Here is a 26,561-nt window from a genome sequence, read left to right on the forward strand (position 1 = left end):
AGGTTTACAAGTGGTGAAGAAGGGCCGGAGCTAGACGCTCCGGCCTTTCGCGTATCCGCGCGCGAGCGCACGAACGCGGCGCGAGGCTCAGCGTCAACCCCAAGCGAGCCCCCTACGCGTGCTGGGTTGCTCATGCCCCTTCATTCGGTTCCGGACCGATGCACGAAAAACCCGGCGTAACGGCACCGCGTCAAGGGCCAGACTTTCCCGGCTACCACCAGCGCCCCAAGGGGAAACGCGTCCAATGGCCGGAGAAAACGCCCGTAGGGGCAACGCGGCGCAGCCCGCTTAAAACTGAATAGCGCGACTGTAGGGCAGATGCCGGCCAACGCTGGTCTCTGCCCTGCTTTCGGCACCCACAGATTTTCGGCATCACGTCAACGCTGGTTGGACATTGCGGCGAAGGACCCCTGAAGCACCATCACCCTGTGGTGTGGTCATCCTGCGTGCTGCCGAAACCCTTTCGAGGAGCAGTCATGACCGACACGGATCGCGAGGAAGCGTACGCCGTGCAGGCCGACGACGACAAAGGGTGCGAGGAGCTACTGCTCAGCGTCCCGCATCCGCTTTGCGATCTTCCGTTCCTTGCGCATCATCGAAATGGTGGTCGGCAACAGCAGCAACGCGATCGGCGACTTCATCGTGTCAGCCAGGGAGCTAGACGACATGCCCAATGCCAACTGGTTGTGGATGCGCTTCTGCTCCTCCGTCATCGGGACAATCTCAGGAGGCTTAGCAGCCTCCACACGCGCAGCCTTAGCCGCAGCTTGCCGCTCCTTGAACGCCGCCTCCTTCGCCTTGCGCGCTACAGTCTGAGCGTCGTACTTCGCTTTGATCTCAACGTTGCGACGGTCATAGTCGGCTTTGCGTTCTTCGCGTGTCCTCATGCCCGCATACTACCGAGGGGGTGACCGTGCGCACCAACAGTCGACGCATGCACATCCTCAGAAAAGCCTTCTACGACGAAGGCAAGAAGCTCGACGCCAAGGGTGATCGAGAAGCGAACTGCTGGCTGTGCAAGGAACCCATCGACTACACGGCCACACCGAGCACCACGCCGAGCAGTCACAACCTCGACCACTTCTTCCCGGTGTCCACCCACCCGGACGCACAAGAAGACCCCACCAACTTCCGCCATGCGCACATGCTCTGTAACCAGTCGCGCGGGAAGAACGCCCCATCACTCGGCATCGGTGAAGCCGTCGCCGACTGGTGGTAACGAAGCCGGAAAGGACACCCCATGTCGTACCACGATCGCGCACCTATGAATGGCATCCCCATCGGTGATGGCCTGCTCTACACATGGACGTGCGGAGACGATCACCAGCACGCGATCGAGTGCCTGTACATCTGGCACGACTGCCAGCAGATCTTGGGCCCTGACACAGTGGCTCCCGGTGAGACCTTTGGTTGGAGGCCCGCCGGTGTGAGAGCACACACACTGGTGCAGGCAGACCCGCTCACCATCACAGCCAGTGTCATCTGGCCCGCGTGCTGCGGTCGACACGGGTTCATCACCGACGGTAGATGGGTCGAGGTCTAGCCCATGCCCCACTGCTGTGAAGCCTGCCGCTCTACGCTCGTGGGTAACTGCCACGACCTGTACTGCTCGTGTCACCCAGGCTCCCTACTCGCCGGAGAGACCGTCCTGCCGTGGTCAGCGATCCGCTCCGCAGTAGAGAGCCACCTCAACACCCACCCGCAATAAAATCCAGCAACACCCGACACCACGGCCCACTCCCCACACGAGTGGTCCTCCCTCCCCGGGATTTCTGAGGGGTCGCCCGCGTGCGCACGCGAGAAGGGGGTGCGTTGTGAGCACTGTCGTTGAGGCCACAGAGATTTCGGTTCAGGCTGCGAGCCATTTGGACCGCACAGGCAAGGACGCTGGTGCTGTCGCGGCCATCTTGGCTTTGGCTCGGAAGATCGATGATTGGGATGCCGTGGTGGATCACATCATGGAGCAGATTGCGATGGACCCCGAATCGAAGATGCGCCCTCCAGGGGTTGACAATTCTTCTCTCCCGACTTACCTGAAGTTCTGTGAGTCGCTGGGCTTGACGCCTGGTAGCCGGGGTGAGCTTTCGACTACCGGTAAGCCGGCCGCGCCAACGAAGGTGAAGAATGATCTCGCAGACTTCAAGCAGCGGAACGGGGTCGGCTAGGCGGTACGGCTTTGAGGTTCCACGAATTTGGACGAAGCCTCTCCGTGAGCTCACGCCGGAGACCTCGCTGGGCTTTGAGGTCATCGAGTTTGCGCTGACCATTCTGGGCGTGGATCTATACCCCTGGCAGAAGTTCTTGCTCATCCATGCCTTGGAGCTGCTCGAAGATGGGCAGTACCGGTTCCGCCGCGTTGTCGTTCTGGTAGCACGCCAGCAGGGCAAAACTTTGCTGGCGTCGGTGCTGGCCGCGTGGTGGCTGTACGTCGACTCGGCGCGTCACCCTGACCGTGTGCCGCCACTGAAGTTCAAGGTCGTCGGTGTCGCGCAGAACCTCGATATCGCACGCGAGCCCTGGGCGTCCGTGAAGCTGTGGTGCGACCCGAAGCCTGACACGGCTGAGGAATCGGAGCTCGCTATTGAGGCGCTGCAGGATGCGACGGCGAAGGTTTCGGACACGAACGGCAAAGAGTCGATCATCGCCCTGTCGCGTGCTCACTATGAGATCCGCGCGGGAAAGAATGCCCGTGGTAAGCCGGCGGCGCGCGTGCTCATGGATGAGATGCGCGAGCAACGGGACTGGGCTGTCTGGAACGCTGTGTCGCAAACAACGAAGTCGTTCTGGAACGGCATGTTGATCGGTTTCTCGAACGCTGGCGATGCGGGCGCGGTGGTACTTCGGACGCAGCGTGATGCTGCGACTGCGGACATCATCGAGTGGGAAACCTACGTCGACGCCGGGATCATGTCGGCTGAGGAGTTCGCGAACGGCCGCGATATGTCCCTGGGGCTGTTTGAGTGGTCAGCGCCAGAAGGTTGCGATAAGGACGACATCGAAGGCATCCTTCAGGCGAACCCGTCTATTGGTCATGGGTCAATGACGGTGCAGTCGGCTCTCGCGGACATCCGAGGCATGACCGACGCCGGGTACCGGACCGAGGTCCTGTGCCAGTGGGTCTCGTCGCGGGTTGAGTCGTTCATCGACATCAAGGACTGGAAGGACCTGCAGGTGTCGATCGGGTCGGTGCGGATTCCGAAGGGCTCGCGCACCGTCTGGGGCGTGGATACGTCAGCTGACCGTAAGACGTCGTGGGTGTCTGCTGCGGTATTCACAGACTCGGGGAAGCCGTTCGTCACCGTGCGGGTGAGGCGTCCCGGCATGATGTGGGTCCCTGACTACCTCGCGGCTCTTGCGGAGAAGTCAGGGCACGTAGAGGTGGTTCTGCAAGGCAAGGGCTGTCCGGCTGTGGACTTTATCGAGCCGCTCAAAAAGGCCGGCCTGATCGTGCACGCCTTGGAGGGTGGCACCTTCGCTCTTGCGACGGGCCGCATTCAAGACCGGGTGCGTGACGGCGACCTAATCATCGTTGAACAGCCGGACGTTGACCTCGGCATCGAGGGCGGCGTCGCCATGTCCTATGCGGAGAACCTCGCCTGGGCGCGTCACAAGTCGCTGCCTGTGGACATTAGCGGGGCTGTCTCTGAGACGGTCGCGCTATACGGGCTCGAAGTCCTCGAACCTGCCACGCCCGAACCAACACCACCACCCCCGCCGCAAGCCGAGCTTGTCACGCGGGACGACACTTCGCCGTCTGATGCAAATCTCGCGACGGCCGCATTTTAGAGAGAGGGTTTCACGTGCCAGAAGAACAGGGCTATCAGGTCGGCATTCTGTCATCCTGGGCGAGCATGGCGGCTGAGTCTCACGAGACAAACCCGGATCTTGCCTGGCCGTTGTCGATCGAAGTGTTCGACAAGATGCGCCGCGAGGATTCGCAAATCGGCAGCGTCCTCCGCGCTGTCACCCTGCCAATTCGTGGTGCCGAGTGGATGATCGACCCCGCCGGTGCTCGCGCTGAGGTGGTGGATCTGATCGCTACTGACTTGGGGTTACCGGTCAAGGGGCAGCCCCCGGCGAAAGCGGCGCGAACCCGCGGCCGGTTCCAGTGGGGCGAGCATCTACGGATGGCACTCCTTGAGCTGGTCTACGGGCACTCGTACTTCGAGCAGGTGTACAAGCCTGAGGGTGACCGGTTGCGGTTGAAGAAGCTGTCTTGGCGTCCGCCGCGCAGCATCTCGAATGTGCAGGTCGCCCGTGATGGTGGCTTGATCGCGATCGAGCAGCATGGGGTGAAGGACCCGATTCCAGTGGACCGGCTCGTCGCGTATGTCAACGATCGCGAAGGTGGCAACTGGATCGGCCAGAGCCTCCTACGCACCGCGTATAAGAACTGGCTTCTGAAGGACCGGATGCTGCGCGCTCAGGCGTTGACCGTCGAGCGCAACGGCCTCGGCGTTCCCGTGTACACCGGAGCGCCCGTGCCGGACACAGCATCGACTGAAGAGCGAGCAAAGTGGATGGACTCCGAGAAGGAGGCCGGCCTGAAACTTGCCACCGGGTTCCGCGCCGGCGCGGCTGCGGGCGCATCGATACCTCACGGGGCGACGCTTGAGCTGAAGGGTGTCACGGGCAAGCTGCCGGACACCGATGAGCCGATCCGCTACCACGACGAGCAGATTGCCCGCGCAGTGCTGGCTCACTTCCTGAACCTTGGAACCGAGACGGGATCGTGGGCGCTCGGGTCGACGTTCGCGAACTTCTTCACGGACTCGCTGAATGCCGTAGCGGCACACATCGCCGATGTGACTCAGGCGCACGTCGTTGAGGACCTCGTGGACTGGAACTGGGGCGAGTCTGAGCCTGCGCCGAGGATCACTTTCAAGCCCATCGGTGCCGGGCATCCACTGACTGCCGAGGCGCTGAAGCAGCTGATCGAAGCTGGCGTGATCAACCCGGACGAGACACTCGAATCGTTCATGCGGGCGGCATACAGCCTGCCCGTGAAAGACACCGGTTCGGAGCCCGATGCTCCCGTCAATGACCCCCAGGAGGACTCATGAAACACCCGACCGCGGCAAGCGCCGCCGGTGCCAAGGATTGGTTTCGCATCCAGGCCGCCGCGAAAACGGATGATGCGCCGGCATCGGCCGATGTGTATATCTACGAGCACATCGGTCAGGACTGGTGGGGTGACGGGGTTGGCGCGAAGACATTCTCGGAGCAGCTCGACGCCCTCGACGTTGACACCATCCGCCTCTACCTGAACTCACCGGGTGGAGCGGCGTGGGAGGGCGTGGCGATCATGAACTCGCTACGTCGGCACAAGGCACGCATCGAGGTCATTGTCGACGGCATCGCAGCTTCTGCGGCGTCGGTCATCGCAATGGCGGGCGATCACATCACCATGAACCGCGGTTCCGAACTCATGATCCACGATGCGTGGGGAATGGCAGCGGGCAACGCGAAGGACATGGAGGACACTGCGCTGATCCTCGCGAAGCTGTCCGACTCGCTTGCCGACACGTATGCGGCTCGCGCCGGCAAGGACCGTGCGTACTGGCGCGATCTGATGCGAGCTGAGACCTGGTACACGGCTGAGGAAGCCGTGATCGCTGGTCTCGCAGATGAATGGGTTGACGCGCCCGCAGCGTCGGCCGCTTTTGACCTCTCGAAGCTCGGCTTCGCGTTTGCGGGCCGTGCGCACGCTCCCGCGCCGCGCATCGAGACCCCTGAACTCCCGAGCTCGACCGAGCCGGGTAACACCAACCGAAAGGAGAACGTCGTGGCTTACGACGATCTGAAGGCTGGCCTCCGTGAACGGCTCGGCATGGCCGATGCTGCGGCCTCTGACGAGCAGCTTCTCGCTGCTGTGGACGAGACTCTCACCGCGAAGGCCGACATCACCACCCCAGAGGGAACCGTCCTGATCGACTCCACCATGCTCGCCGACCTGCAGGCATCCGCCGCGCTTGGACGCCAGGCACGCGAGGAGCAGGACACCACCCGCCGCGAGTCGATCGTGCACAACGCGGTCAGTGAAGGCCGGATCTCGCCGGCGTCGCGCGAAACGTGGCTCGCTCAGCTCGCGACGAACGAAGAGGGCACGAATGCTCTCATTGGGTCGCTGGCGAAGAACACGGTCCCGGTCGCAGAGATCGGAACTGCCGAGGAACCGTCCGAAGCTGACAGCCTCTACGCCTCGGCGTGGGGCACCGACACGAAGGAGGCCTGATCGTGGCTGACTACCTGCCCAAGTTCACTCCCGGCAAGGCCGTGACTTTCACCGCCTCGGGCGACGTCATTGGCGGTCGCCTGGTCAATGTCACCGGCAACCGAACCGTTGCCCCTGCCGGTGCTGACTCCGCGGCCGTTGTCGGCGTGGCCGGTTTCGACGCACTGACCGGAGAATCGGTCACTGTCTACACCCGCCCGTCCGGCGTGCAGCAGCTGGTGGCCAGCGCCGCGATTGCCGCCGGCGCGAAGATCATCTCGGCAGCCGCAGGGAAGATCGCCACTCAGGGTGCAGGCACCAACCCCATCGGCATTGCCCTCGCGGCTGCCACCGCCGACCTGGACGTCATCGACGTCCTGTTCATCTAAGGAGCACAAGAGACATGGCGTCTTACACATACCCGGTGGCGCGGCCCGAGGGCTCGCTCACCGTCGCACAGATCCACCTTCTGCTGCAGAGCCCCCAGCTCATCGCGAAGCGCGTCGCGGATCTGACCAAGATGCGTTTCGTCGCGGATTACCTCCTCTCGGGGCGGTACACCGCGGCCGGTGGCGGACTCTTCTACGAGACCGGCGAGGAGATCTTCGCCGCGGACTCGCCTGAGGCTGTCGGGCCGGGAGGCGAGTACCCGAAGACGGTGTTGACGCAGGGCGAGATCGCCGCCGCGAAGACTGTCAAGTGGGGCATCGAGACGGACATCACCGACGAGAAGATCTCCCAGCAGGGAATCGCGATCATCAATAAGGCGCTCATTCGCCTCAGCAACACCGTCGTCAAGCACGTTGACGGCGTGGCAATGGCCGTCATCGCATCGAAGGTCACGAGCACGTTTGCGTCGCCGGCCCCGTGGACGACCGCTGGCGCGGCAATTGAGGCACTCACGAGCATCTCGCTCACGCGCTCTGATGCAGGTACCGGCCTTGATCTGTCCACGGTCGTGCTGAAGCCCACGCAGTACGCGAAGCTCATCCGCATCCTGGTCGATGACAAGGCGCTCCCGCGCGAGCAGGGCAACATTGCCGTCACCGGCAACCTGCCCGTCGACGCGCTCGGCTTCACCTGGGTGACGAGCCCGTTCTACACCGGGACCGACCCGCTCCTGATCGACCGCGATCAGCTCGGCGGCGTCGCGGATGAGAAGCTCGGCTCCCCGGGTTACGCGTCCTTCGGCGGCTCTGGCGTCGAAACGAAGTCCGACCGTCACCGCGACGACAAGTACGAGCTGCGCGCCCGCCGCGTTGTTGTCCCTGTCGTCACGGAGCCGCTCGCCGGCGTCAAGATCACGAACACGGGCCTCTAATGGCCGCGTACGTGGTGACGGGTGCCGCCGTCGTGCTCCCCACGGAGGGCGGCAGCGAGCGGTATCTGTACCGTGGCGCTCCCGTCGGCGACGGCTTCACGGCCGAGGGCATCAAGCACGCCGTGTCGGTGGGCCTCATCGAGAAGGTCAAGGCACCGGCTGTGAAGTCCGCAGCCGAGAAGTCGGCAGATGCCAAGGCTGAAGCCGACGCGAAGGCCGCGGCCGAGAAAGCAGCAGCCGACGCGAAGTCTTCCGCTGCCGAAGAACAGAACAGCAAGTAACCAGAGGGGGGCGATGGGGTGATAGTTTCAACGGATCTCACGGGCGTCGATGAGTTGCTGGCGCAGCGGATAATCGCAGTTGCCGTATCCATCGCCCCCTGCTTGGACTCGCTTCCTGATGGTAGTGGCCGAAGCAGTGCGGTCGCGATCCTGAGAGGGATTGCGGCGGATGTCGCGGACCGCGGTTCGCGGATGGTCAAGTCGCAGCGGATGGGTCCGGCATCGGTTGAGTACACGTCAACTGATTCGTGGTTCTCCGCAGATGACCGGTCGGCGCTGCGTTCCCTCTGTGGCGCTGTGGCACAGCCCGGGATGCCCGTTGGCCAGTTCCCCAAAAGTGGCCTTGTCAACAGGCTCTGGCCAGAGTAGAGGGTACGCATGGATCTCCTATTCGGACAGGCAGTGTTCCGGGATCGGCGAAAGTCGGCCCCGGACCCGTACAACCCCGGATCGACCATCCCGGGCAGTTGGAGTGATCCGGACACGGTCACCATTCAGGGCGCGTTCGTCGCGTCGTCGTCAAGCTCATCAGTTGCCACGGCGACGCGCACGCAGACCCTCACGGCAAAGAGCCTGTTCTGCGATGCGGCGTCCGATGTGCTCGTGGGCGATCGCATCCGGGCGGGCGCAGAATCGTACCAGGTCGACGCGAAACCTGCCGCTGACGTGAATCCGTTCACTGGGTGGCAGCCAGCGCAGGAGATCCCGCTTGAGGAGGCATCTGGATGAAGTTCAACGACAGATATTTCGATGAGCTGGGCAACTCTGCGCAAGTGGAGCGCATCGTCGTCGGGGCGGCTGAGGATGCCGCTGGGGTCGCGCGCAGCACGGCTCCGGTCGATTCGGGCGAGTATCGCGACAGTATTCACGTCGAGGTTGATCGCGCAGCACACCGGGTGGTCGCGAAGGTTGTGGCCAGCTCGGATCACTCGATGCTTGTCGAGTCGCAGACGGGCAACCTTTCGCGAGCACTGAGGTCGGTGACGCGTGGCTGACCCGCTGGTCGTGCACGCCGACCTCGAACTGTTCCTGACGGCGTGGTATCGAGCGGCGCTCGCTGCACGGCCTGAACCTGTGTGTCAGGGGGTGGTGGTGTCGAATCGTGAGCCTGGCCCCAATGACCCGTTCCCGGCGCGGCTGCTCGTCATTCGTGATGACGGCGGCGCTGATACGTCGGTCATTGGTGCTGACCGCGACGTTGGCCTGTCAGTTCTGGCTGGCACGAAAGAGAACCCGCAGGATGCGAACGATCTAGCTCGCATCGTGCACGCTCTCCGTTCTCAGATCCCCGCGGTCGCACCAGATAACCCGGTTTCGGCTGTCCTGTCCTCGCGCGGCCCGTTCGCTGTGACGGAATCCCAGCCGAAGGCGAGGCTATACATCACGATGACTCTCGCCGTCGTCGGCTCTCTCCTGTAATTCACCCTCTTACTCTCTCACCGCCCCCAAACATGGGGGCTTTTCGCTTTTAAGGAGCAATCATGATCGACGCCTTCGGAAACGACGTTGCGGCCGTTGGAATCCCGGTCTCGGGAATCCTCGGATTCGCCCCCAAGGGGACCGCCTTCCCCACGGCCTCGGAGGGTGCCAACCCGGCATTCGTTCTTCCGGTGGCATTCAAGAAGGCGGGCCTCTTCGCCGAGGATGGGGGTTTCGAGTGGACGCTTGAGGCCGATGGGGACCCCATCAAGTTCTGGCAGGACGGCTACTCGATCCCGTCCGGCCTCGCGAATGCCGACGTGGTCGCGAAGCTCGCCCAGTACGACGCGATCGTTCGTGAGCTCGCCTACGGCAAGACCGCCGACGCGAACGGATACATCACGATCGACGCTGGCGGTCATGCCACGGAGTACGTCATGTTCACCGAGGAGATCTTCAAGAACGGTGTCATTCGCCGCCGTATCGCGGAGGTCAGCGTGAAGAGCGCCAAGACCGACAAGTCCGAGCGCGGCAGCGTCAATGCTACCGAAATTACGTTCAAGGCGAAGCGTTCCGCGTCCCTGAACAACGAGCACTTGGGCGAGTGGCTGATTCCCGCCCCAGGGACCGCGCTTCCGACGATCACCTCGGCGCTTCCGACGGGCATGGGCGCAGGTAGCACGGTGGAGCTGGTTGGTACCGGCTTCACTGGCGCTACCGCGGTCACGGTCGGTGGTGTGGCTGCTGCGATGTTCACTGTGAACTCGGCTACGTCAATCACGCTCGCCATGCCTACCGGCTCCGCGGGTTCTTCGCCGATCGTCGTCACGACACCGGTGGGCGCATCGGTCGCGAAGGCGTACACGCGCGTCGCCTAGCCGAACTGACTGCTGGCCGGGGTTCTGATGGGCTCCCCGGCCAGCTTCACCCTTTTGCCCATCATTACATCAACCCGAAAGGCCCATCATGGCTACTTCCAAGACCGCCGGCCCCAAGCCCGACTTCCTCGTTGTTGAGGACCACCTCAAATGCCAGACGAACGAGGGGGAGATCTCCATCGACATGCGGATCCCGCTCGACCGCATCGAGCTGTTCATGGACATGGACGAACTCGACATCGAGCAGAAGCACTATCCGCGGTACGTCATCGACAACATCCTTTGGCCGGAGGACAAGGACACTCTCAACGGCATGCGCGACGGCGCAAAGGCCATGACGATCGTCTTGAAATTCTCCACGTTCCTCGGCGAGCGAATGGGGGCCGATATGGGGGAATCATCGGGCTCTACAGAGTCGTCGGAAAGCACCGTCGAGCCCTCAGCTACGACTTCCGACACCGATTCGGAGTAGGCCTCTCGGAGATCGGTCGCAGTATCCCATTTCGGGAGGCGATCGATCTCATTGAGGAGCTCCGGCGTGAGTTTGGGTCGCACCTGAACGCGAACGCCCACGGATGGGACTTCGCGGCCAGTTACGGCGATGCTATGGCCGGGATTCACGCGGCAGCGTTCATGAATGCCAACCGCGACGAAAAAGAGCATCCGGAACCGTTCAAGGTGCCCATGCCGTGGCCCGCCGAGGTTGCGGTCGAGGAAGTCACTGAAGAAGAACGCGCTGAGCTGCGCGCGTCACTGCAGCGCCGATCGGCGTTCGCTCACTAGAACATGGAAGCGAGGCCGATATGTCGTCCGTCGGATCTGCAGATGTGGCCATCTTCCCAACTTTTAAGGGATTCCGAGCCACAGTAGTGTCGGAGGTTGACTCTACCGGTCAGTCGGCGGGCGACAAGTTCGCGTCCACATTCGGCAGGGCCGTGAAGGGCATCGGTGCTGGCATTGCTGTCGGCGTCGGTGCCGCTATCGGTGCGGTCGCCGCCGTTGCCGGGAAGGGGCTCAGCCGGGCGCTGAACCTTCAGGACGCGAAGGCGCAGCTCAAAGGACTCGGGCACGATGCCGAGGGCGTAGAGAAGATCATGGTCTCCGCGCTGGACTCCGTGACGGGGACCGCGTTTGGGCTGGATAAGGCTGCGACGATCGCTGCATCTGCGGTGGCTGCTGGCGTCAAGCCAGGTGAGGCGCTCACGCGCACGCTCAAGCTCACTGCGGATGCCGCGACTATCGGCAAGTCGTCGTTGTCCGAAATGGGTGACATGGTGAACAAGGTCGCCACGAACGGCAAGCTGAGTACGGAAGTGCTGAACCAGTTCCAAGGCCGCGGCATCCCCCTGCTGCAGCTCGTCGCCGACCAGTACGGTATCACTGCCGAGGCTGCCTCTGAAATGGTCACGAAGGGTGAGGTTGACTTCGCGGCCTTCCAGACGGCGCTTGAGAAGGGCGTCGGCGGCGCTGCGCTGTCCAGTGGCGCTACCGCGCGCGGAGCGTTCGCGAACATCGGGGCATCATTCGGTCGGCTCGGAGCAATGTTCACGGGCTCATCTGTCGACGCGGCACCGGCGCTGTTCGTCTCGATCGCCGGCGCAGTAGACCGGCTTTCGGATTCGCTCGCCCCCCTAGCTGAGAAGTTCAACGGCAAGGTGACACCGGCGGTCGCCGCGCTGTCGGCATGGATCGACGGCATCGACTTCAATGCGGTGGCAGCCAATGTGTCCGGCGCATTTTCGGCTATCTCGGGAGCATTCTCCAAAGTCGTGGGTGCTTTCCAGTCTGGGGATTTCTCCACCCTCGGCGAATCTTTCGGCAACATCAGCTCGATCCTGCAGCCGATGCTCCCGATCTTCATTGAGGTCGGTCGCGGAATCGGCGGGATTGCTGGCACGGTGGGTGAACTCATCGCGGCGGGGATCCCGCTGCTCGTCCCGATTCTGCAATCCTTCACGGACATTCTGGGCTGGATCGGCGATAACTCCCAGATCGTAACCCCGATCATCCTGGCGCTTGCTGCCGGATTTGCAATCTATCGTGCGGCGCAGGTCGCTTCCATCGGCGCGGCCATCATTTCGCTCCCGCTGACGGCACTGCAGGTAGTTGCTGACCTCGCCCGCACCCGGGCGCTCGTCGCCAATACGAACGCGATGAACGTACAGCGCGCCGCAGAGGGCGCGGGAATGCTGGTCCGCACGCCGGCCACGGCGTCCATTCTCGCCAGCGCAGCTGCATCTATCGCGCACCGTGTCGCAACGGCCGCTATGGGTATTGCGCAGAAGGCGGCTGCGGCAGCTCAATGGTTACTCAACGCAGCGATGTCGGCGAACCCGATCGCGCTGGTCGTGATTGCGATTGCCGCCCTAGTCGCTGGTCTCATCTGGTTCTTCACCCAGACGGAGCTTGGGCAGGCGATCTGGTCCAATTTCACCAAGTTTCTGGGTGAGGCGTGGGCGAATATCTCGGCTACTGCGATGGCGATTTTTCAGGCGCTGGGAGCGTTTTTCTCCGGGTTCTGGGAAGGGGTAAAGGCTTTCTTTACTGGTGCTATCGCGGTGATTATCGCCCTTTTCCTCAACTGGACGCCTCTGGGCATCATCATCAAGAACTTTTCCGGGATCGTTGGATTCTTCACGGGCCTCTGGTCGAACATCACCAGTTCAGTGTCCTCAGGCGTGAGCAACGTGGTTCGGTTCTTCACGGAGATGCCGGGCCGGGTTATGAGTGCTCTCGGGAACCTGGGCAACCTGCTCAAGAATTCGGGGCAGGCGCTGATTCAGGGATTCCTCAACGGCATCTCAAGCATGATCGGCAAAATCGGCGATGTCATCGGTGGAGTCATGGACTTTGTGGGCGGCTTCTTCCCCCACTCGCCGGCTAAGCGAGGACCCTTCTCGGGTTCTGGGTGGCGGGCTATCGGCGACTCCGGCAAGGCGGTGATTGATGAATTCCAGTCGGGCATTCCAGCCGATGCGCTGCGTTTGAATGGTTCATTCGCGGCGAAAATGACGAGCACGAGCCGTGGGTCTGTGGCCGGCGGCACTGCGTCATCCGCTGCGGCGATTTACGTGCAAAACCCGTTCACCGGAGAGTACCTGCTCGCGCAGGTCGGGTCGGTCGCTGACGGGCGCATTCAGGTGAAAGACAGCGCGGATGAGCGCGTGACTAGCGGACGCAGAAGGGCTAACTGATGAGTCTCACGATCGACCCCAATTGGGGTGATAAGCCTTCACCGTTCGTGGATGTGCTCGTGTCGAATATTCCGGCTGGCACGGATCGTTTCACGGTCACGCGGACGGTGGAGGGTCGCGCATTCAAGGTGCGTGGCCTGGTCGATGTGCTGGCGGCGGGCGGCGGCACGATCCGCGACCACGAGGCACCGTTTATCACCCCGTGCACGTACCAGACGGAGTATTTCACTGCTGGCCTGTCGTCGGGCTTCTCAACGCAGCAGACGACGGTGCTCTATGGCCTCGATCCGGGTTGGGCGTGGTTTTCGGATCCGCTCGACCCGGAGTCGGCGGTGAAGGTTCGCCTGGTGAATGGTGCGGCCGGGACCATCACGCGTTCGACGCCTGCAGAGTTCATGGACGTGCCGCGCCGCAGCGTCGGATTCACGATGCCAGGCACGCGCGGCGGCGTCCAACAGGTCGTTCTCGACTGCTACACGGAGACTCGGGAGGACGGTAAGCGGTTCGATGCGCTCTTCGGCGCGTACGACTCGGATGCGCTCTCGATCATCTGCGTTCGATCCCGCCCTGAAACGTGGCTGCCCCCGACTCTGTTCGCGTTCGTGGGCTCGCCGAGCATGCGCCCGGTGGGCGAGTCTGGGCAGCGGCTGTTGTGGGATCTCGTGGGCGAGGAAACGACGCCTCCGGCTCCCGCTTTCGTCACACCGCTGCTGACCTATCAGCACTTCACGGATTTCTATTCCACCTATGCAGAGTTCACTGCGGCGTACCCCAGCTACCTCGAAGCTTCACGCGACTACACGGTTAGGGGGTCCTGATGATTCCGGTTTCTGATCAGATGGTGTCGGCAATCGCTGACGGCTCCGCCACTTCGGGATGGGTAGGTGACCTCATCGTTGACGGGCAGGTTGTCCTCCGTGACCTTGAGTTCACGGGCGAGCTGATCTCTGATTCTGGGGCGCTCGTGCTCACGCAGGGCTCTCTGAAGCTGAACTACACGGATGACCTCGGGCACACGATCGTTCCCGAGAAGCTGACGTCCTGGTTGATGCCTTTCGCTTCCTTTATCGATATTTCGTATCGGGTGACGATTAAGGGCATTTTCTCGAAGAAGGTGCTGCGCGGCCGGCTGAAGGTGATCGGCGTGACCGACCCGCAGGAGACCCGCATTCGCATGGCAGACCGGCTGATCACTGTCGGTTCGTCGGTGCAGATCAAGGTTGCTGACCTCTTCTACACAACGGACTTGGAAAGGTTCGAGGCACCGTCCGGGCCGACCGATAAGAGTTCTGTGTGGGCTGAGATCCAGCGATTGACGCTGCTGCCCCTGAATCGATCAGTGCCTGATGCGGCGATCACGCGGACGGTCCTCTACAAGGAGAATCGGCTCGACGCGATCGAGGAGCTATCGGCACTGATCGGCGGTCGCCCGTACATCACGCCCATGGGCGAAGTGTCGGTTTCTCCCTTCGAGTGGGGCAGCCCCGTCGCGAAGTTGAGCATGGGCGCTGGTGGGCGCGTCGGCCGGGCGAGCGCGGACGACCTCACGCCGGAAGGGATATGCAACAAGGTGAGCGTCCGGTCATGGAATGACGAGCAGGCCACGGTTCTGGCCGAGGCGATTATTCCGACGGGGCCGCTGCGGTGGGGCGGCGGTCATGGCCGCGTGCCGTACTTCCTTTCGTCGGAGTTCGTCACAACGCAGGCGCAGGCGCAGGAGTGGGCGGATCGCACCTTGCCGCTCGTATCGGTCATGAAGGCGGTCACGTACACGATTCAGTGCACGGCTGACCCGCGCCTCGAGGTATGGGACGTGATCGAGTTCGAGAAGGACGGGGTTACTATCGTGGGTCGAATCGAAAAGATCACGATGCCTGCTCGCGGCCAGATGACGCTCGTTGTGAGCGTGAGCCGTGGGTAACGCTGAGAAGGTCGCGCAGAGGCAGGAGGCGACCCCGGAAGTGTCTACTCTGGTTGCCACGTACATGAGCACAAACATTGACGGCACGGTGAACGTTGACTTCGGCGGCGGTGCGGTGACGGTCTACTCGGCAGGCTTCACGACCCCGCTGCCGGGCACCAGCGTGCGCGTGCTGCGTCTGAATGGCTTCACCCTCATGCTGGGACCGGTCAAGCCTAATCCGACCTATGGCGTCGTCGTGGCTACCGGCACGCCGTTCCTCACGGTGCGAATGCCTGACGGCACCGAACAGCAGATCGGCTACATCAGCTCGTACACAACCCCTGCTGTCGATGATGCGGTTCTGATCTCTTGGGCGGACGGCCCGATGGTGATCGGGACTCCGGCCGAGGTGCCCACCTCCGCGTATATTCCGCCTGAGACTGGCGGAGGAAGCGCGGCGCAAGCATCCCCAGAGTTCGTGGCTACTGACTCAGGCAACTTCTATGTTCCCGGTGGCAGTTGGAACTACAACGACCCGTGGAGTTCGGCGAGCAACACTGGCGCGTTCTTCTACAACAACATCGCGGGGACCATTCCGAACAGTGCGGCGATCTCGCTCGTGCAGGTCTACCTCACCGAGACGTTCAACCAGCACCCGAATGTGCTGGCGAAGGTTGGCCTCCACTCACTCGGTGGCAAGTCGGGCAACCCGAATATTAGGGATGCCGTTTCCATCTCATCGGGTTCTGGGTGGAAGACCCTGCCCAACTCATTTGGCGATGCGCTCAAGACTGGCGCAGCGCTCGGCGTCGGATTCCCCACGGTCCCCGGTGGAGTGAGTTATCACAAGTTCCGGGGCGCAGCCGGGGGCGCTCTTGAGGGGCAGCTCCGCATCACATACACCGCTTGATTCACGGTCCCTGACGGGGCCTTTTCCTTTGGAGGCACCATGGCACGCTCAGGCAATAACGCACGGATTCCGGCGATCGGCAACTACTCCCAGGCGTCCGCGCCAAAGTTCGGGGCAGACCTGACGGAACTCGCTGATGACATCGCGGACCTGATCGGTGAGTCGTTCGATACGGTCGGCGCGCTCCCGTCGTCTGGCAATTGGCCGGGCCGCACTGCCCGCGTTGCCAGCGATGGCTTGCAGCACGTCCACAACGGCACCGCATGGACGGATGGGACCGGGGACACTGGATGGATTACGCCTACCGCTCTCGGCAGTGGATGGTCCAACGAATCTGGCAATGGATTCCAGTATCGACGCAGGAATGGTGAAGTCCGGTTCCGGGGGCGGGGATCTTCGACGGGCGCGAGCTCGGCGCTATTCACTCTTCCTGCCGGCTTCCTTCCGGACGTTTTGCCCGGCGCGAACTTCGCGTTTTTAACGGATGCGCAAAGTGGTGCGGTGCGCATGAATGTCCTTTCGACGGGGGCAATGACATCTCTCACGACTGGCACGATCACGAACATTTCGCTGGGTAACATCCGATTCGACGCGGCCTAATGGGCATTATCGACAACTTCACGCACCCCGTGATCCTGGTTGATGACCGCGACCCGGAAACATCGTGGGCGAACCACCTCAAGCGCGGCAGTTCGGGCGGCGTCGATCTCGCGTACCCATACGGCTCCGAGGTTCGCGCACCCGCAGACGGAGTATTTCAGTATTTCGACGGCAACGGGCGGGTCGGCAAGGGCTCGGGCGGCAACATCGGCCGGCTTCGTCTGCCCAACCAGGACTACATCGAGTTCATGCACTTGTCGTCCGGTTCCCCAGACAGAGACGTGAAGACCGGTGATTTGCTCGGGCGTTCCGGTGCGAGCGGGTTTGGCAACCTATGGCACTACGGCCCGCACCTACACGTACACATCTACATCGGCGGCGTGCGCCGCAACCTGTTCCACTACTTCACCGCGACCAGCTCAGCGGCTGCGTCCTCATCATCCGTCACGATTACCCCCGCAGCGGCCGAGCCCGCAGGGAGGAAGCGAAACATGTACATCACTAAGGACACCAACGGCACCATCCTCCTCGCCACCGATCAGGGATTCTGGGGGCTGCCGACCACGGCCTACGTCGCCTTGTTCGAGCGCATGATCGAGGCCGACCGCACCGGTGTCGGTGAGGTGTTCAACCCTCAGCAGATCGGCATGATGGACACAATGCTGCGCAACATCGTTCGGTCCAACGTCGCTCAACCCGTCGTCCAGACCGTGGACGCGGGGGCTGTCGCCAAGGCCGTCATCGACGCTCTCGCGCCACAGATCGGAAACGTCGTCGTAGACCAGGTCGCAATTGCCAAGGCGGTCGACGCGGTACTCGCTGACAACTTCGCGGCGATCCCTGGGGCCGTCGTCGGTGGCCTCAAGGCTGCGCTGTAGCTCGTGCCTGAGTGGCTACCAACAATCATCATCGCCGCGATTGCGGCATCCGGCGCATGGTTCACCGCACGCGTCACGGGCCGCACTGGATCCTATGGGCGTATCCGTGATCTTGAATCACGCGTCGATCTTGTCGAGCGCCGCAATCAGATCCTCTGGAATTACAACCGGCAGTTGATTGATCACATTTATCAAGGCACACCACCCCCACCACCAGCAATGCCTAACGGCATTATCTAAGGAGAAATCATGATCCAGTTCACCCCCGACATCCCCATGCTGATCTGGCTGGCCGTCACCGTCATCCTGCCGATCCTCGTAGGCCTGGTCACGACACGCGAGACGAGTCCGGCGCGGAAGGCGATCTTCCTCAGCGTGCTCGCATTCGCCGCCGGCATCCTCACCAACCTTCTCGCGTCCATCACTGCGGGGATGCCGTACGACCTGTTCGCTGGCCTCGTGCAGGGCCTCGCAACGTTCCTGATCGCCGTTGCTGCCTACTTCGGACTCTGGAAGCCGACCGGTGTTGCTTCTGCCGCTCAGGCTGTCGGCACTGGCAAGCACGCCGCGTAATACCCTCGCCCCGATTTCTGCCATCACGCACCAACAGTAAGGATTCTTCATGCCAGTAATCACTTCGGGGCTGCCGCTCCTCGACGGCGCATCGCTGCCCGCAAATGGCCGCATTGCAGGTGAAGTAACCGCACGCATCAGCACCGTAACCGGCATCATTACGCGGACTCCATTCCTCGGCGTCATCAAGGATGGTGTGATCTTCGGCCCGGATGGTGTGAGCGCGCTCACTCTGGCCGCCACTCCCACGGGCGAAGCGGTGCACATTTGGGAGCTCCTCGAAGGCAAGAATCACAACGGGAGCACCGTCGTGCGCCCTTATGCGCGCGTTGTGCAGATCCCCGATGTCGCGTCGGTCGCATACAGCGACTTGATCGACGTCGAGAGCATGCCTACGGGCGGCTGGGTCATCCCGCCATACATTCAGACGCTGATTGATCAGGTCGAGGCGGATGCCGCGCAGGTGGCGCTCGACCGAATCGCGGTAGCTGCGGACCGCGCGGCCGTCGAGTTGATCCCCGGCCAGGTCGATACTGCCATGGCCGCGCAGGTCGGCACGGGCGGAGTTTTCGATACGGCACTAGATGCCACGATTGCGGCCGATGCCGCACCGATCAGCGCGATGACGCCAGAGGCGCACATGCTTACCGGGAGTATTCACTTCAACCCCCCGTTCTACAGCTCCGTCCTTCTTGATCGCCCCGATCTCGGGAATGCAGTCGTTGTCGGCACGAACGCCACCTTTGGCGTGATGACAGTTGACTCCGTTCAGGGAAAAGTATTCAGTTACCAGTTCACTGCGCTGGCAGGAGCCGGTAGTGCTCCGCCCACAGGCGCTTTCTTGAACGACAACAACTCAGGGAAAATGGCTATCAACCGTTTTGGGAATGAGTATTACGGCGTCTTCGCGATGCCCAACAACCAATGGAGCGTATTTCGAGCGCCAACTGCCGAGCCCTACGTCTGGACGAAAGTTCTCGACCTGACTACGGACGGCACCTCAACTGGTGTCGGTACATCTATAGGTACTGGTATGGACAGCGGCAACGGCTACTTGTTCGTGAGCGAATACGGCGACCCCACAGCGGGAGGGGTCGACTCTCCGAGCCTGTGGCGAACTCAGGACGGTTTTGCATGGACGAAGCTTTACACCGGGACATTCCGACACATTCACGCTGTAGCTTGCGACCCGTTCAACCTCGGCCATGTTTATATGACCAGCGGCGACGGAAGTGCCGCCGCTAAGCTGCTCAAGAGCATCGACAACGGCACAACCTGGACGACCATCTATACCGGTGACGCGCTGTTTCAGGCGGTGCAGATCAGTTTCTCAACTAACTTCATCTGGCTCGCGGCTGACGCTGACGGGATCTCAGCATTGGTCGTAGACAGGGCGACTGGCATCCCCAAATTCGCGGCTAAAAATTCACATATGAATATTGCGGTTCCCGGTGGAGCGCCCGGCGATATGTTCCATTCACAAGCATACTTTGGCGCGTTTGATAGCGTAACGAGTCGATACTACTTCATCACCGCTATAGCGGGCATCACGGGGAACCGACACGGGCTTTTCTACATTGATAAGCCGGGCGGCACGACTCATCTTCTTACCCCGCTGCCGGACAGATTTATACCGCAGAGAGTAATCTTTATAACGGAAGATTCACGGCGCATTCTCTATGCTGGCAACCTGCGAGCGGAGATTACGGACCACTTCGCCCCCGAAGGCGTCGCATAATAGTTTGAAAGATGCCCACCCATTGTCGTGCTAGCGTTCGATGGTGGGTGGGTACATAAGCGGGCCAGTGAAGAGTCGACCGACAGTAATCGTAGGAACTTCTGCGGTCGCGCTGATACTTGCCGCGAGCAGGTGGGGAACCAACATTGGCGCATCACCGATCTACATCACTGACATCCTCATCGGACTGGGGATTGCCGGATGGTTCATCGCTACGCGAATGCAGGGCAAGCGCGCCCTAGACGGCTGGGTTACACGCAATCGGCCAAGCGCTCTCTTTGCTCTGTTCTTCGTCTACGTTTCGGCGCGCTTCCTGCTCTCGCTCGGGGGTGGCCCGATGTTGGATTGGGTCAGGGATGGCGTTCCTTTCCTTTACGGCGTGCTGGCGTTCGTCAGTGCATCCTCCTTGGCCCGATCCACCCACGAAGCTCGCGCGCGAACGATGCGCATATTCTGGGCCGCGCTCATTTTCCACACTCTTTGGGCTTGCGTGATCATCTTCGGAGGCATCCAGGAAACCCCATCAGTTCCGTTTTCAACCGCGCCTCTGTTCCAGCTGCGTCCCGACATTGATGCGGCGCTCCTCGGCGTAACAGCTGGAATGTGTCTCTTGCGTATCCTTCGCGGACACAAGAAGTTCTGGCCGTTCATTGGCATGGTCGCGTCTGCCGCTGCTGTATTGACCCTTGAGACACGGGCGGGTTTGATCGCTCTTGCGCTCTCCGTGGCGCTTGCGATCCTGTTGCAATATGCGGCCACACCGCGACAGAACGTTCGCCGGACCGTTATGGTGATGGTCATTCCCGCGCTTGCCTTGATCGCTCTTATGATTCTGCCAACGACCCCACCGGGTGAACGCCTTGTGGCGACCTTCAAATCAAGCCAGGGGTCGACATCTGCGGCAGAAAGCGCACAGGGCACCCAACGCGCCCGTGAGCTCGTCTGGTCAGGCGTTATTGACTGGACGAACGAAGAGACATCCCGCACAATTTTCGGGGGTGGTTTCGGCAATAACTTCCTCGATGAGTCTGGCACGCTTGCGTATCTTGAAGGCAGTACCTACTCAGGCGTAAGAAGCCCACACAACTGGTTTGTCGGAAACTATGCACGCCTAGGCGTTATTGGTTTCGCACTGTCCATCGCCGTGTGCTTGCAGCTCTTAGGGACCATTGTCCGTTACCGGCGACGAATCGGCGAAGACCCGCTCCTTAGCCTCTCGGCGCTGCTGATCGTGGCCATCCTGCCAGTAGCGTCCTTTGGGGTAGTTCTTGAGGCACCCCACGGTGCCGTTCCGTTCTGGTGGGCCGCGGGGATCATCTTTGCTCTTCGAGAATCCAAGACCAAAGCGGCGGGACTGTCACAGGTGGATTCCAGCCCGGCCCCGGCCGCTGCGGTGGGGCGAGGCATACCTGCGTTATAATTCACCGAGCTAGACCGGCACTAACTTCATCAGATAGCCCCTCGGCCTCTTCGGAGGTCGGGGGGCTTTTTTGTTGTAGAACGGGGGGGTACAGACGTAGGCTAGAAGTCTTCGCAAAAGCGAAAGGCCCCGCCCCGTGTTTCAGCACGAGACGAGGCAGCCAGACAACCATCCACCATCAAGCACATGGAGTCCGACATGACAAACTCTAATACCCTCGCGCCCACGTTCAGCCCTCGGATGACCGAGGAAGAGATCGCAGCCGCGGCGTTCCTCGCCCGGTATAAAGGCGATACCCGCACGATGTACATCAGCGATCTGCGCATTTACTTCGAGTGGTGCTACTCGAACGGCATCAAGCCTCTCGAAGCCGAGCGGGTGCACCTCGAATTCTTCGCCCGCTACTTGGAAGAGGTGCGCGGCAATGGCCCGGCCGCCACCTGCCGGCGACTCGGTACCCTGAAGGGCTTCTACCGGATTGCCGAGGCCGACGACCGCATCAAGCGCAGCCCGATGACGTTTGTCCGGATGCCCAAAGTCATCTGGGACGAGAACGCCGCGATGGGCCTCGACCGGGTGCAGCTCGGCACCCTGATTCAGGCCGCCCGTGCCAAGTCACCGACCGACGCCGCCCTGGTCACGCTCATGGGTATGCTCGGCCTACGCGTCTCCGAGGCCACCAGCGTGCAGATTGAGGACTTCGCGGAGACGAAGAGCGGCCACCGTGTGCTGCGCGTTCTCGGCAAGGGAGGCAAGCCCGCCACGATCCCACTGCCGGTCCCGGTGATCCGCATGCTCGATGCGTGCGCCGGCGACCGCAAGTCCGGGCAGCTGCTCTACACCGACCTCGGCACGGTCATGGATCGACGCTCGGCCTACCGGCGCATCAAGTCCCTCGCCAAGCGTGCAGGACTTCCCGCCGGCCTCCACCCGCACACCCTCCGCCACAGCGCGATCACTGCGGCGCTCGACTCCGGGGCAACGCTGCGAGACGCTCAGATCTTCGCCCGGCACTCCGACCCCCGCATGACGAACCGCTACGACCGGAACCGCGGCAACCTCGACCGGCATGCAGCGCACGGGCTCGCCGCCTACCTCGCCGGCGCAGCGTAGGCAGACAGAAGCCCCGCCGCTCGATCCTCACGGACTGGGTGGCGGGGCTTTTCCGATTGCCCCTGTAGCTAGTGATACATCCCGGACATCACCCGCAAATTTTGGGCCGTGAACATTCGCAAGTTCACGCGCCGCATCCACGACCTGAACCAGCTCGTGGCGCTCGGTTCCCTCACGACCCAGGCCGCGGAATTCTTGCGCCTGTGCGTATTGTCCGGCCAGAACATTCTCGTCTCGGGGGCAACCCAGGCGGGCAAGACCACAATGCTCAATGCCCTGCTCTCGGCCACCCGGCCCAGCGAACGCATCGTGACGGTGGAGGAGACGTTTGAGCTCGACCTCAGCGCGCGCGACGTCGTCGCCATGCAGTGCCGCCAGCCGAGCCTCGAGGGCACGGGGGAGATCACCCTGCGGCGACTGATCAAGGAGTCCCTACGTATGCGGCCAGACAGACTCATCGTGGGGGAGGTGCGGGAAGCCGAGAGCCTTGACCTGCTCATCGCACTCAACAGCGGCTTGCCGGGGATGTGCAGCATCCACGCCAACAGCGCCAGGGATGCCCTCGCGAAGCTCTCGACGCTGCCTCTGCTTGCCGGCCGCAACATTGACTCATCCTTCGTCTTGCCCACCGTGGCGGGGTGCATCGACATCGTCGTGCACTGCGAGATAGACCGGCACGGGCGCCGTCGCGTCACCGAAATCATTGCGCCGAGCGGGCAGCTCGCCGGGCCGATGATTGAGGCGAGCCCGATCTTCCTATCGCCGGACGGCCACCTCGAACCGACCGGTGGACACCCCACGAAACTGGCCAAGTTCCGTGCCAGCGGCCTCGACCCGACCCAGGTGCTGCGGCACGGTGCCGCATGATCATCGTGCTCGGGTGTCTGCTCGGCGCTGGCCTGGTGTTGCTCGCTTCACCGCTGATGTGGCCCGCGCAGTCCAGGGTCGCGTCCAGCGCGCCCACCCTCGTGGGTCGCTGGCGAACGCTCCTGGCACAGGCGGGACTGGGCGCCCTGCCGCTCGGAGTCTTCCTGGCGATTTCGGGAGTGGTCGCGCTCGCCGCGACCGGACTCGTGCAAGGTCTGTTCGCGGTGCGGGCGCTCTCGGTCGTGGCTGGATTCCTTGGCCTCATGCTGCCCTCCCTGGTCGTGTCGTGGCGGGCGCGAGCCCGGCGCCGCGCGAATCGCACGGTGTGGCCCGACGTGGTGGACCACCTCGTCTCGGCGCTGCGCTCGGGATTGGCCCTTCCCGACAGCGTGAGCAGCCTGGCGCAGACCGGGCCAGCACCCACTCGCAGTGCCTTTGCGCAGTTCGAACGCGAATATCGAGCCACCGGCAATTTCACGTACTGCGTCGACGAGCTCAAACGGAGCCTGGCAGACCCGGTCGCGGATCGCATTCTCGAGACCCTGCGCATGGCGCGTGACGTCGGCGGTAGCGACGTAACCTTGGTGCTGCGCAACCTTGCCGCCTGGTTGCGGCAGGACGCCGCCATCCGCTCAGAGGTTGAGGCTCGGCAATCGTGGATCGTGAACGCTGCCCGCCTGGGCGTGGCGGCGCCCTGGATCATCCTCGTGCTGCTGGCCTCGCGCCCCGAAGCAGCCTTCGCGTACAACACACCCGCTGGCACCGTAGTGATCGTGGTCGGCTTGGTGGTCTCGGTCATCGCCTACCGGGTGATGATCGCTCTCGGGCGTCTGCCCGAGGAGCACCGCTGGTTTCGCTAGATCGTCGGTCGGGCCAGGATCGATGTTTGTGCTTGCCGGGCACTAACGAGAAGCGTGGCGGGGTCAAGCCCGCTGGGGGCCTGAGCCAGCTCGTTTCCGCTCGGTCCACGGGTTTCTCAAATCGGCCTGTGGAGCCCCGGGGGACCTTGTCCTATTTCGGAATCATGAATCCATGACAGTTCCCAGAAAGACGAGATGCCCGATCTTCCGCGCCTACTCGCGCGATTGGTGCATTTGCGCGATGCGATCGGCAGCGTTCGAACTAGCGCCACCTGAGTACCAGGTGTATGTTTCCTTCGGGGCAGCGGATGAGGGGAGCTCAGATGACAAGCACCAGCGAAAATGGCCAAAGCAACACTGCCACAAATGAACCAAGCAAGGCCGCTCTCTTCATGACCGGTGGTGTGCTCACTGCTCTCCTGATCGTTTTATCTGTCTTCATCACGGTTCTTGCACAGCGGAACCTGGAATTACCAGCAGAGATTGCGCTCACCGTCTGGATGCTCCTCGGGCTGTCAGCGCTCCTCGTCGTACTGACACTGGTTGCCTGGATTTCCCGGATCATGGACGGAGAGGCTAGCCGCGGCGCCCTCAATCTTCCGAATGGCAGCATCAGCGCCGTGATTGCGCTCTTGCTGCTCCTCCTCTTCGCGTTCTCGTCGATCTACATATACAGCCAAGTCAGCTCAAGCGAATCGCAGGGCAAGACCTCAACAGGGGTTTCGGAGACAGCTCTGGCACGCTTCCCCTCGGACAGGGTTCTCAGCATTAATGTTGCCGACGCTGGCGCGGCCGACGGTACCGGTCGCACGTATGATGTGGAGCTGGCTCCGGCCGCCGGCGCAGCGATTGACTTCGCCAAAACGCTCTTCTCGACGCTGTCGACCGTTGTTGTAGCCATCGTTGGCTTCTACTTTGGGCAGCGGGCCACGACCTCAGGGATTGAATCGGGCCAAAAAAAGCTGCAGCGTGAAGGGCGAAGGCTGGATGGGAACCCCGAAGCGGACCCAACCGCGGGCTCGAACGTAAAACAGGAGCTCAACCGGAACCGGAACCGGGGGCAAGGGCGATAACTCCGGCACATGACCGCTCCGGACGGTGTGCCGACCGCGTCTCTCTCGGCACCGCCGGGCTAGCCAGTTCCGGTCCGGCGTTCTTATACAGAGTGGAAGTCGCTGTCAGGGAAGCGCTTGAGCATCGGTGCTTTCCCTGGAGTCTGTTGAGGCTGCCTACGGGCAGTGTCATGCCGCGTACCCGGGTCGGAACGCCCCCGCGCTCGGGAACTGCGCGTTCCCGCCTCGGCTGCCATGTCTCGCAGAACTGGCCTGTGGATAACTGCTGATCCCTTGCGGTATCACGGCATCATGCATCCATGATCGTTTTCGGCACCACGAGATGCGCACGGCGCGGGCGTGCGCGGTGACGACCTCGCTGGGATGGGCCGTGCTGCTGGGCACCACGCTTGGTGTGGGGCTGTGGTCGCTCGTGAGCCTTATGCCGCGGCTCAGCCGGCCACGGTTGGCGGACCGGGTCGCCCCCTACATCCTGGATGTCTCCGCCGAGGCGCGAGCCTTCGTCGACAGAGTATCGGTCGATCCACTTCCGATTCTCGGCACGCTGTTTGCGCCGACGTTCGGGTGGCTCAAACGCGGACTGTCGAGCGTGCTGGGCGGTTCCGAAACGATTGAGCGGCGCCTGCGGCAGTCGGGGTCGACCCGCAGTGTCGACGAATTTCGCTCGGGCCAACTGGTCTGGGGGCTCATTACCCTCGCCGGCGCAGTGGTGCTCACCGCGTCGCTGCCCGCGGTGAGATCGTTCCCGCTCGTACTTCAGCTCAGTCTGCCACTGCTCGCTGGTTCCGGTGGGTCGCTCACTCGGGAATGGTTGTTGCAGCGCGCGGCGACGGCGCGTCTCGCCCGCATGCGCAGCGAGCTGCCCACGATCCTGGAGTTCCTCACCCTGTCGCTCTCCGCGGGGGAGGGGATCCTCGATTCGTTGCGGCGGGTGTCGGGCACGAGTTCGGGGGAGTTGTCACGGGAATTTGCTGCCGTTGTCACGGAGGTGCACACGGGGGTGCCCCTCGCGGTGGCGCTGCAGTCGCTGGCGCGGGGCATCCAGCTGACCGAGGTGACGCGACTCGTCGACCAGATCACGGGCGCGCTTGACCGTGGCTCGCCCCTCGCCGAGGTGCTGCGGGCGCAGGCGCAAGACGCCCGTGACCAGGCGAAGCGGGTGCTGCTTGAGATCGCGGGCAAAAAAGAGGTCGCGATGCTCGTGCCGCTCGTGTTTCTCATTTTGCCGATGACCATACTGTTCGCGATTTTTCCCGGGCTCGTTGTCTTACAGTCCGGCTTCTGACCGCACCATTCGACAGTCATTCCTCACGAAAGCA

Annotated in this window: 29 protein-coding genes and 1 pseudogene; 29 read left to right on the plus strand and 1 reads right to left on the minus strand. The window is 62.5% G+C overall.

What is annotated here, in order from left to right:
• Positions 1 to 542: 542 nt before the first annotated feature.
• Positions 543 to 887 (minus strand): hypothetical protein, encoded by a 345-nt coding sequence (locus tag EDD25_RS13560; protein WP_134173912.1) that lies wholly within the window; start codon positions 885 to 887, stop codon positions 543 to 545.
• Positions 888 to 934: 47 nt separating this feature from the next.
• On the opposite strand from EDD25_RS13560, the gene EDD25_RS13565 reads away from it, so the two are divergent.
• The 29 genes and pseudogenes from EDD25_RS13565 (at position 935) to EDD25_RS13700 (ending at position 26,527) form a co-directional block, all read left to right on the plus strand.
• Positions 935 to 1,219, plus strand: a complete 285-nt coding sequence (locus EDD25_RS13565; protein ID WP_134173914.1) for a hypothetical protein — start codon at positions 935 to 937, stop codon at positions 1,217 to 1,219.
• A 595-nt stretch (positions 1,220 to 1,814) separates the two neighbouring features.
• On the plus strand, positions 1,815 to 2,165 hold the full coding sequence (locus EDD25_RS13570) for a terminase small subunit (protein WP_134173915.1): 351 nt from the start codon (positions 1,815 to 1,817) through the stop codon (positions 2,163 to 2,165).
• Positions 2,166 to 2,301: 136 nt separating this feature from the next.
• Positions 2,302 to 3,786 carry a terminase gene (locus EDD25_RS13575; protein WP_175182983.1) on the plus strand — a complete coding sequence of 495 codons (1,485 nt, stop codon included), beginning with the start codon at positions 2,302 to 2,304 and terminating at the stop codon, positions 3,784 to 3,786.
• Between the two features lie 14 nt (positions 3,787 to 3,800).
• Positions 3,801 to 5,063 carry a phage portal protein family protein gene (locus EDD25_RS13580; protein WP_241986321.1) on the plus strand — a complete coding sequence of 421 codons (1,263 nt, stop codon included), beginning with the start codon at positions 3,801 to 3,803 and terminating at the stop codon, positions 5,061 to 5,063.
• Positions 5,060 to 6,235, plus strand: coding sequence for a head maturation protease, ClpP-related (locus tag EDD25_RS13585; RefSeq protein WP_134173917.1), 1,176 nt, complete (start codon positions 5,060 to 5,062; stop codon positions 6,233 to 6,235). The genes EDD25_RS13580 and EDD25_RS13585 overlap by 4 nt, the downstream gene beginning before the upstream one ends.
• 2 nt (positions 6,236 to 6,237) lie before the next feature.
• Complete coding sequence (locus tag EDD25_RS13590; protein WP_134173919.1) at positions 6,238 to 6,603, plus strand: capsid cement protein; 366 nt, start codon at positions 6,238 to 6,240, stop codon at positions 6,601 to 6,603.
• A 14-nt stretch (positions 6,604 to 6,617) separates the two neighbouring features.
• On the plus strand, positions 6,618 to 7,535 hold the full coding sequence (locus EDD25_RS17780; RefSeq protein ID WP_198418842.1) for a phage major capsid protein: 918 nt from the start codon (positions 6,618 to 6,620) through the stop codon (positions 7,533 to 7,535).
• Positions 7,535 to 7,816, plus strand: coding sequence for a hypothetical protein (locus tag EDD25_RS13600; RefSeq protein ID WP_134173921.1), 282 nt, complete (start codon positions 7,535 to 7,537; stop codon positions 7,814 to 7,816). Before EDD25_RS17780 ends, EDD25_RS13600 begins: the two co-directional genes overlap by 1 nt.
• 378 nt (positions 7,817 to 8,194) lie before the next feature.
• On the plus strand, positions 8,195 to 8,545 hold the full coding sequence (locus tag EDD25_RS13605) for a hypothetical protein (protein WP_134173922.1): 351 nt from the start codon (positions 8,195 to 8,197) through the stop codon (positions 8,543 to 8,545).
• Complete coding sequence (locus EDD25_RS13610) at positions 8,542 to 8,811, plus strand: HK97 gp10 family phage protein (protein WP_134173924.1); 270 nt, start codon at positions 8,542 to 8,544, stop codon at positions 8,809 to 8,811. The genes EDD25_RS13605 and EDD25_RS13610 overlap by 4 nt, the downstream gene beginning before the upstream one ends.
• Complete coding sequence (locus tag EDD25_RS13615) at positions 8,804 to 9,235, plus strand: hypothetical protein (RefSeq protein WP_134173926.1); 432 nt, start codon at positions 8,804 to 8,806, stop codon at positions 9,233 to 9,235. The genes EDD25_RS13610 and EDD25_RS13615 overlap by 8 nt, the downstream gene beginning before the upstream one ends.
• 62 nt (positions 9,236 to 9,297) lie before the next feature.
• Entirely contained in the window at positions 9,298 to 10,113 is an 816-nt protein-coding gene (locus EDD25_RS17785) for an IPT/TIG domain-containing protein (protein WP_198418843.1), read from the plus strand.
• 88 nt (positions 10,114 to 10,201) lie between these two features.
• A complete protein-coding gene (locus tag EDD25_RS13625; RefSeq protein WP_134173928.1) occupies positions 10,202 to 10,585 on the plus strand; it encodes a hypothetical protein in 384 nt (127 codons plus the stop codon).
• 134 nt (positions 10,586 to 10,719) lie between these two features.
• On the plus strand, positions 10,720 to 10,896 hold the full coding sequence (locus tag EDD25_RS17615; protein ID WP_166671306.1) for a hypothetical protein: 177 nt from the start codon (positions 10,720 to 10,722) through the stop codon (positions 10,894 to 10,896).
• Positions 10,897 to 10,982: 86 nt separating this feature from the next.
• On the plus strand, positions 10,983 to 13,307 hold the full coding sequence (locus EDD25_RS13630) for a tape measure protein (RefSeq protein WP_166671307.1): 2,325 nt from the start codon (positions 10,983 to 10,985) through the stop codon (positions 13,305 to 13,307).
• The gene (locus EDD25_RS13635) at positions 13,307 to 14,125 is read left to right on the plus strand and encodes a hypothetical protein (RefSeq protein ID WP_134173931.1); all 819 of its coding nucleotides are present in this window, start codon (positions 13,307 to 13,309) and stop codon (positions 14,123 to 14,125) included. Before EDD25_RS13630 ends, EDD25_RS13635 begins: the two co-directional genes overlap by 1 nt.
• A complete protein-coding gene (locus tag EDD25_RS13640; protein ID WP_134173933.1) occupies positions 14,125 to 15,228 on the plus strand; it encodes a hypothetical protein in 1,104 nt (367 codons plus the stop codon). Before EDD25_RS13635 ends, EDD25_RS13640 begins: the two co-directional genes overlap by 1 nt.
• Before the next feature lie 64 nt (positions 15,229 to 15,292).
• Positions 15,293 to 16,120 carry a hypothetical protein gene (locus EDD25_RS13645; protein WP_134173935.1) on the plus strand — a complete coding sequence of 276 codons (828 nt, stop codon included), beginning with the start codon at positions 15,293 to 15,295 and terminating at the stop codon, positions 16,118 to 16,120.
• Positions 16,121 to 16,159: 39 nt separating this feature from the next.
• The gene (locus tag EDD25_RS13650) at positions 16,160 to 16,720 is read left to right on the plus strand and encodes a hypothetical protein (RefSeq protein WP_134173937.1); all 561 of its coding nucleotides are present in this window, start codon (positions 16,160 to 16,162) and stop codon (positions 16,718 to 16,720) included.
• Entirely contained in the window at positions 16,720 to 17,598 is an 879-nt protein-coding gene (locus tag EDD25_RS13655; RefSeq protein ID WP_134173939.1) for a M23 family metallopeptidase, read from the plus strand. Before EDD25_RS13650 ends, EDD25_RS13655 begins: the two co-directional genes overlap by 1 nt.
• Positions 17,599 to 17,601: 3 nt before the next feature.
• Positions 17,602 to 17,838: a hypothetical protein gene (locus tag EDD25_RS13660; RefSeq protein WP_134173941.1), complete on the plus strand. Its 237-nt coding sequence runs from the start codon at positions 17,602 to 17,604 to the stop codon at positions 17,836 to 17,838.
• Positions 17,839 to 17,847: 9 nt separating this feature from the next.
• Positions 17,848 to 18,171: a hypothetical protein gene (locus EDD25_RS13665; RefSeq protein WP_134173943.1), complete on the plus strand. Its 324-nt coding sequence runs from the start codon at positions 17,848 to 17,850 to the stop codon at positions 18,169 to 18,171.
• 49 nt (positions 18,172 to 18,220) lie between these two features.
• The gene (locus tag EDD25_RS13670) at positions 18,221 to 19,909 is read left to right on the plus strand and encodes a WD40/YVTN/BNR-like repeat-containing protein (RefSeq protein ID WP_134173945.1); all 1,689 of its coding nucleotides are present in this window, start codon (positions 18,221 to 18,223) and stop codon (positions 19,907 to 19,909) included.
• Between the two features lie 67 nt (positions 19,910 to 19,976).
• Complete coding sequence (locus EDD25_RS13675; RefSeq protein ID WP_166671308.1) at positions 19,977 to 21,329, plus strand: O-antigen ligase family protein; 1,353 nt, start codon at positions 19,977 to 19,979, stop codon at positions 21,327 to 21,329.
• 198 nt (positions 21,330 to 21,527) lie between these two features.
• Positions 21,528 to 22,442, plus strand: a complete 915-nt coding sequence (locus tag EDD25_RS13680) for a tyrosine-type recombinase/integrase (RefSeq protein ID WP_166671309.1) — start codon at positions 21,528 to 21,530, stop codon at positions 22,440 to 22,442.
• A 78-nt stretch (positions 22,443 to 22,520) separates the two neighbouring features.
• Positions 22,521 to 23,309, plus strand: a pseudogene (locus EDD25_RS13685) (TadA family conjugal transfer-associated ATPase); the annotation flags it as partial.
• Complete coding sequence (locus EDD25_RS13690; protein WP_134173953.1) at positions 23,306 to 24,169, plus strand: type II secretion system F family protein; 864 nt, start codon at positions 23,306 to 23,308, stop codon at positions 24,167 to 24,169. The pseudogene EDD25_RS13685 and the gene EDD25_RS13690, both read left to right, overlap by 4 nt.
• A 323-nt stretch (positions 24,170 to 24,492) precedes the next feature.
• Complete coding sequence (locus tag EDD25_RS13695; protein ID WP_134173955.1) at positions 24,493 to 25,242, plus strand: hypothetical protein; 750 nt, start codon at positions 24,493 to 24,495, stop codon at positions 25,240 to 25,242.
• A gap of 346 nt (positions 25,243 to 25,588) precedes the next feature.
• Positions 25,589 to 26,527, plus strand: a complete 939-nt coding sequence (locus tag EDD25_RS13700) for a type II secretion system F family protein (protein WP_134173957.1) — start codon at positions 25,589 to 25,591, stop codon at positions 26,525 to 26,527.
• Positions 26,528 to 26,561: the final 34 nt, after the last annotated feature.

Origin of the sequence: Cryobacterium psychrophilum, assembly GCF_004365915.1 — a bacterium.
GTDB classification, from domain to species: Bacteria; Actinomycetota; Actinomycetes; order Actinomycetales; family Microbacteriaceae; genus Cryobacterium; species Cryobacterium psychrophilum.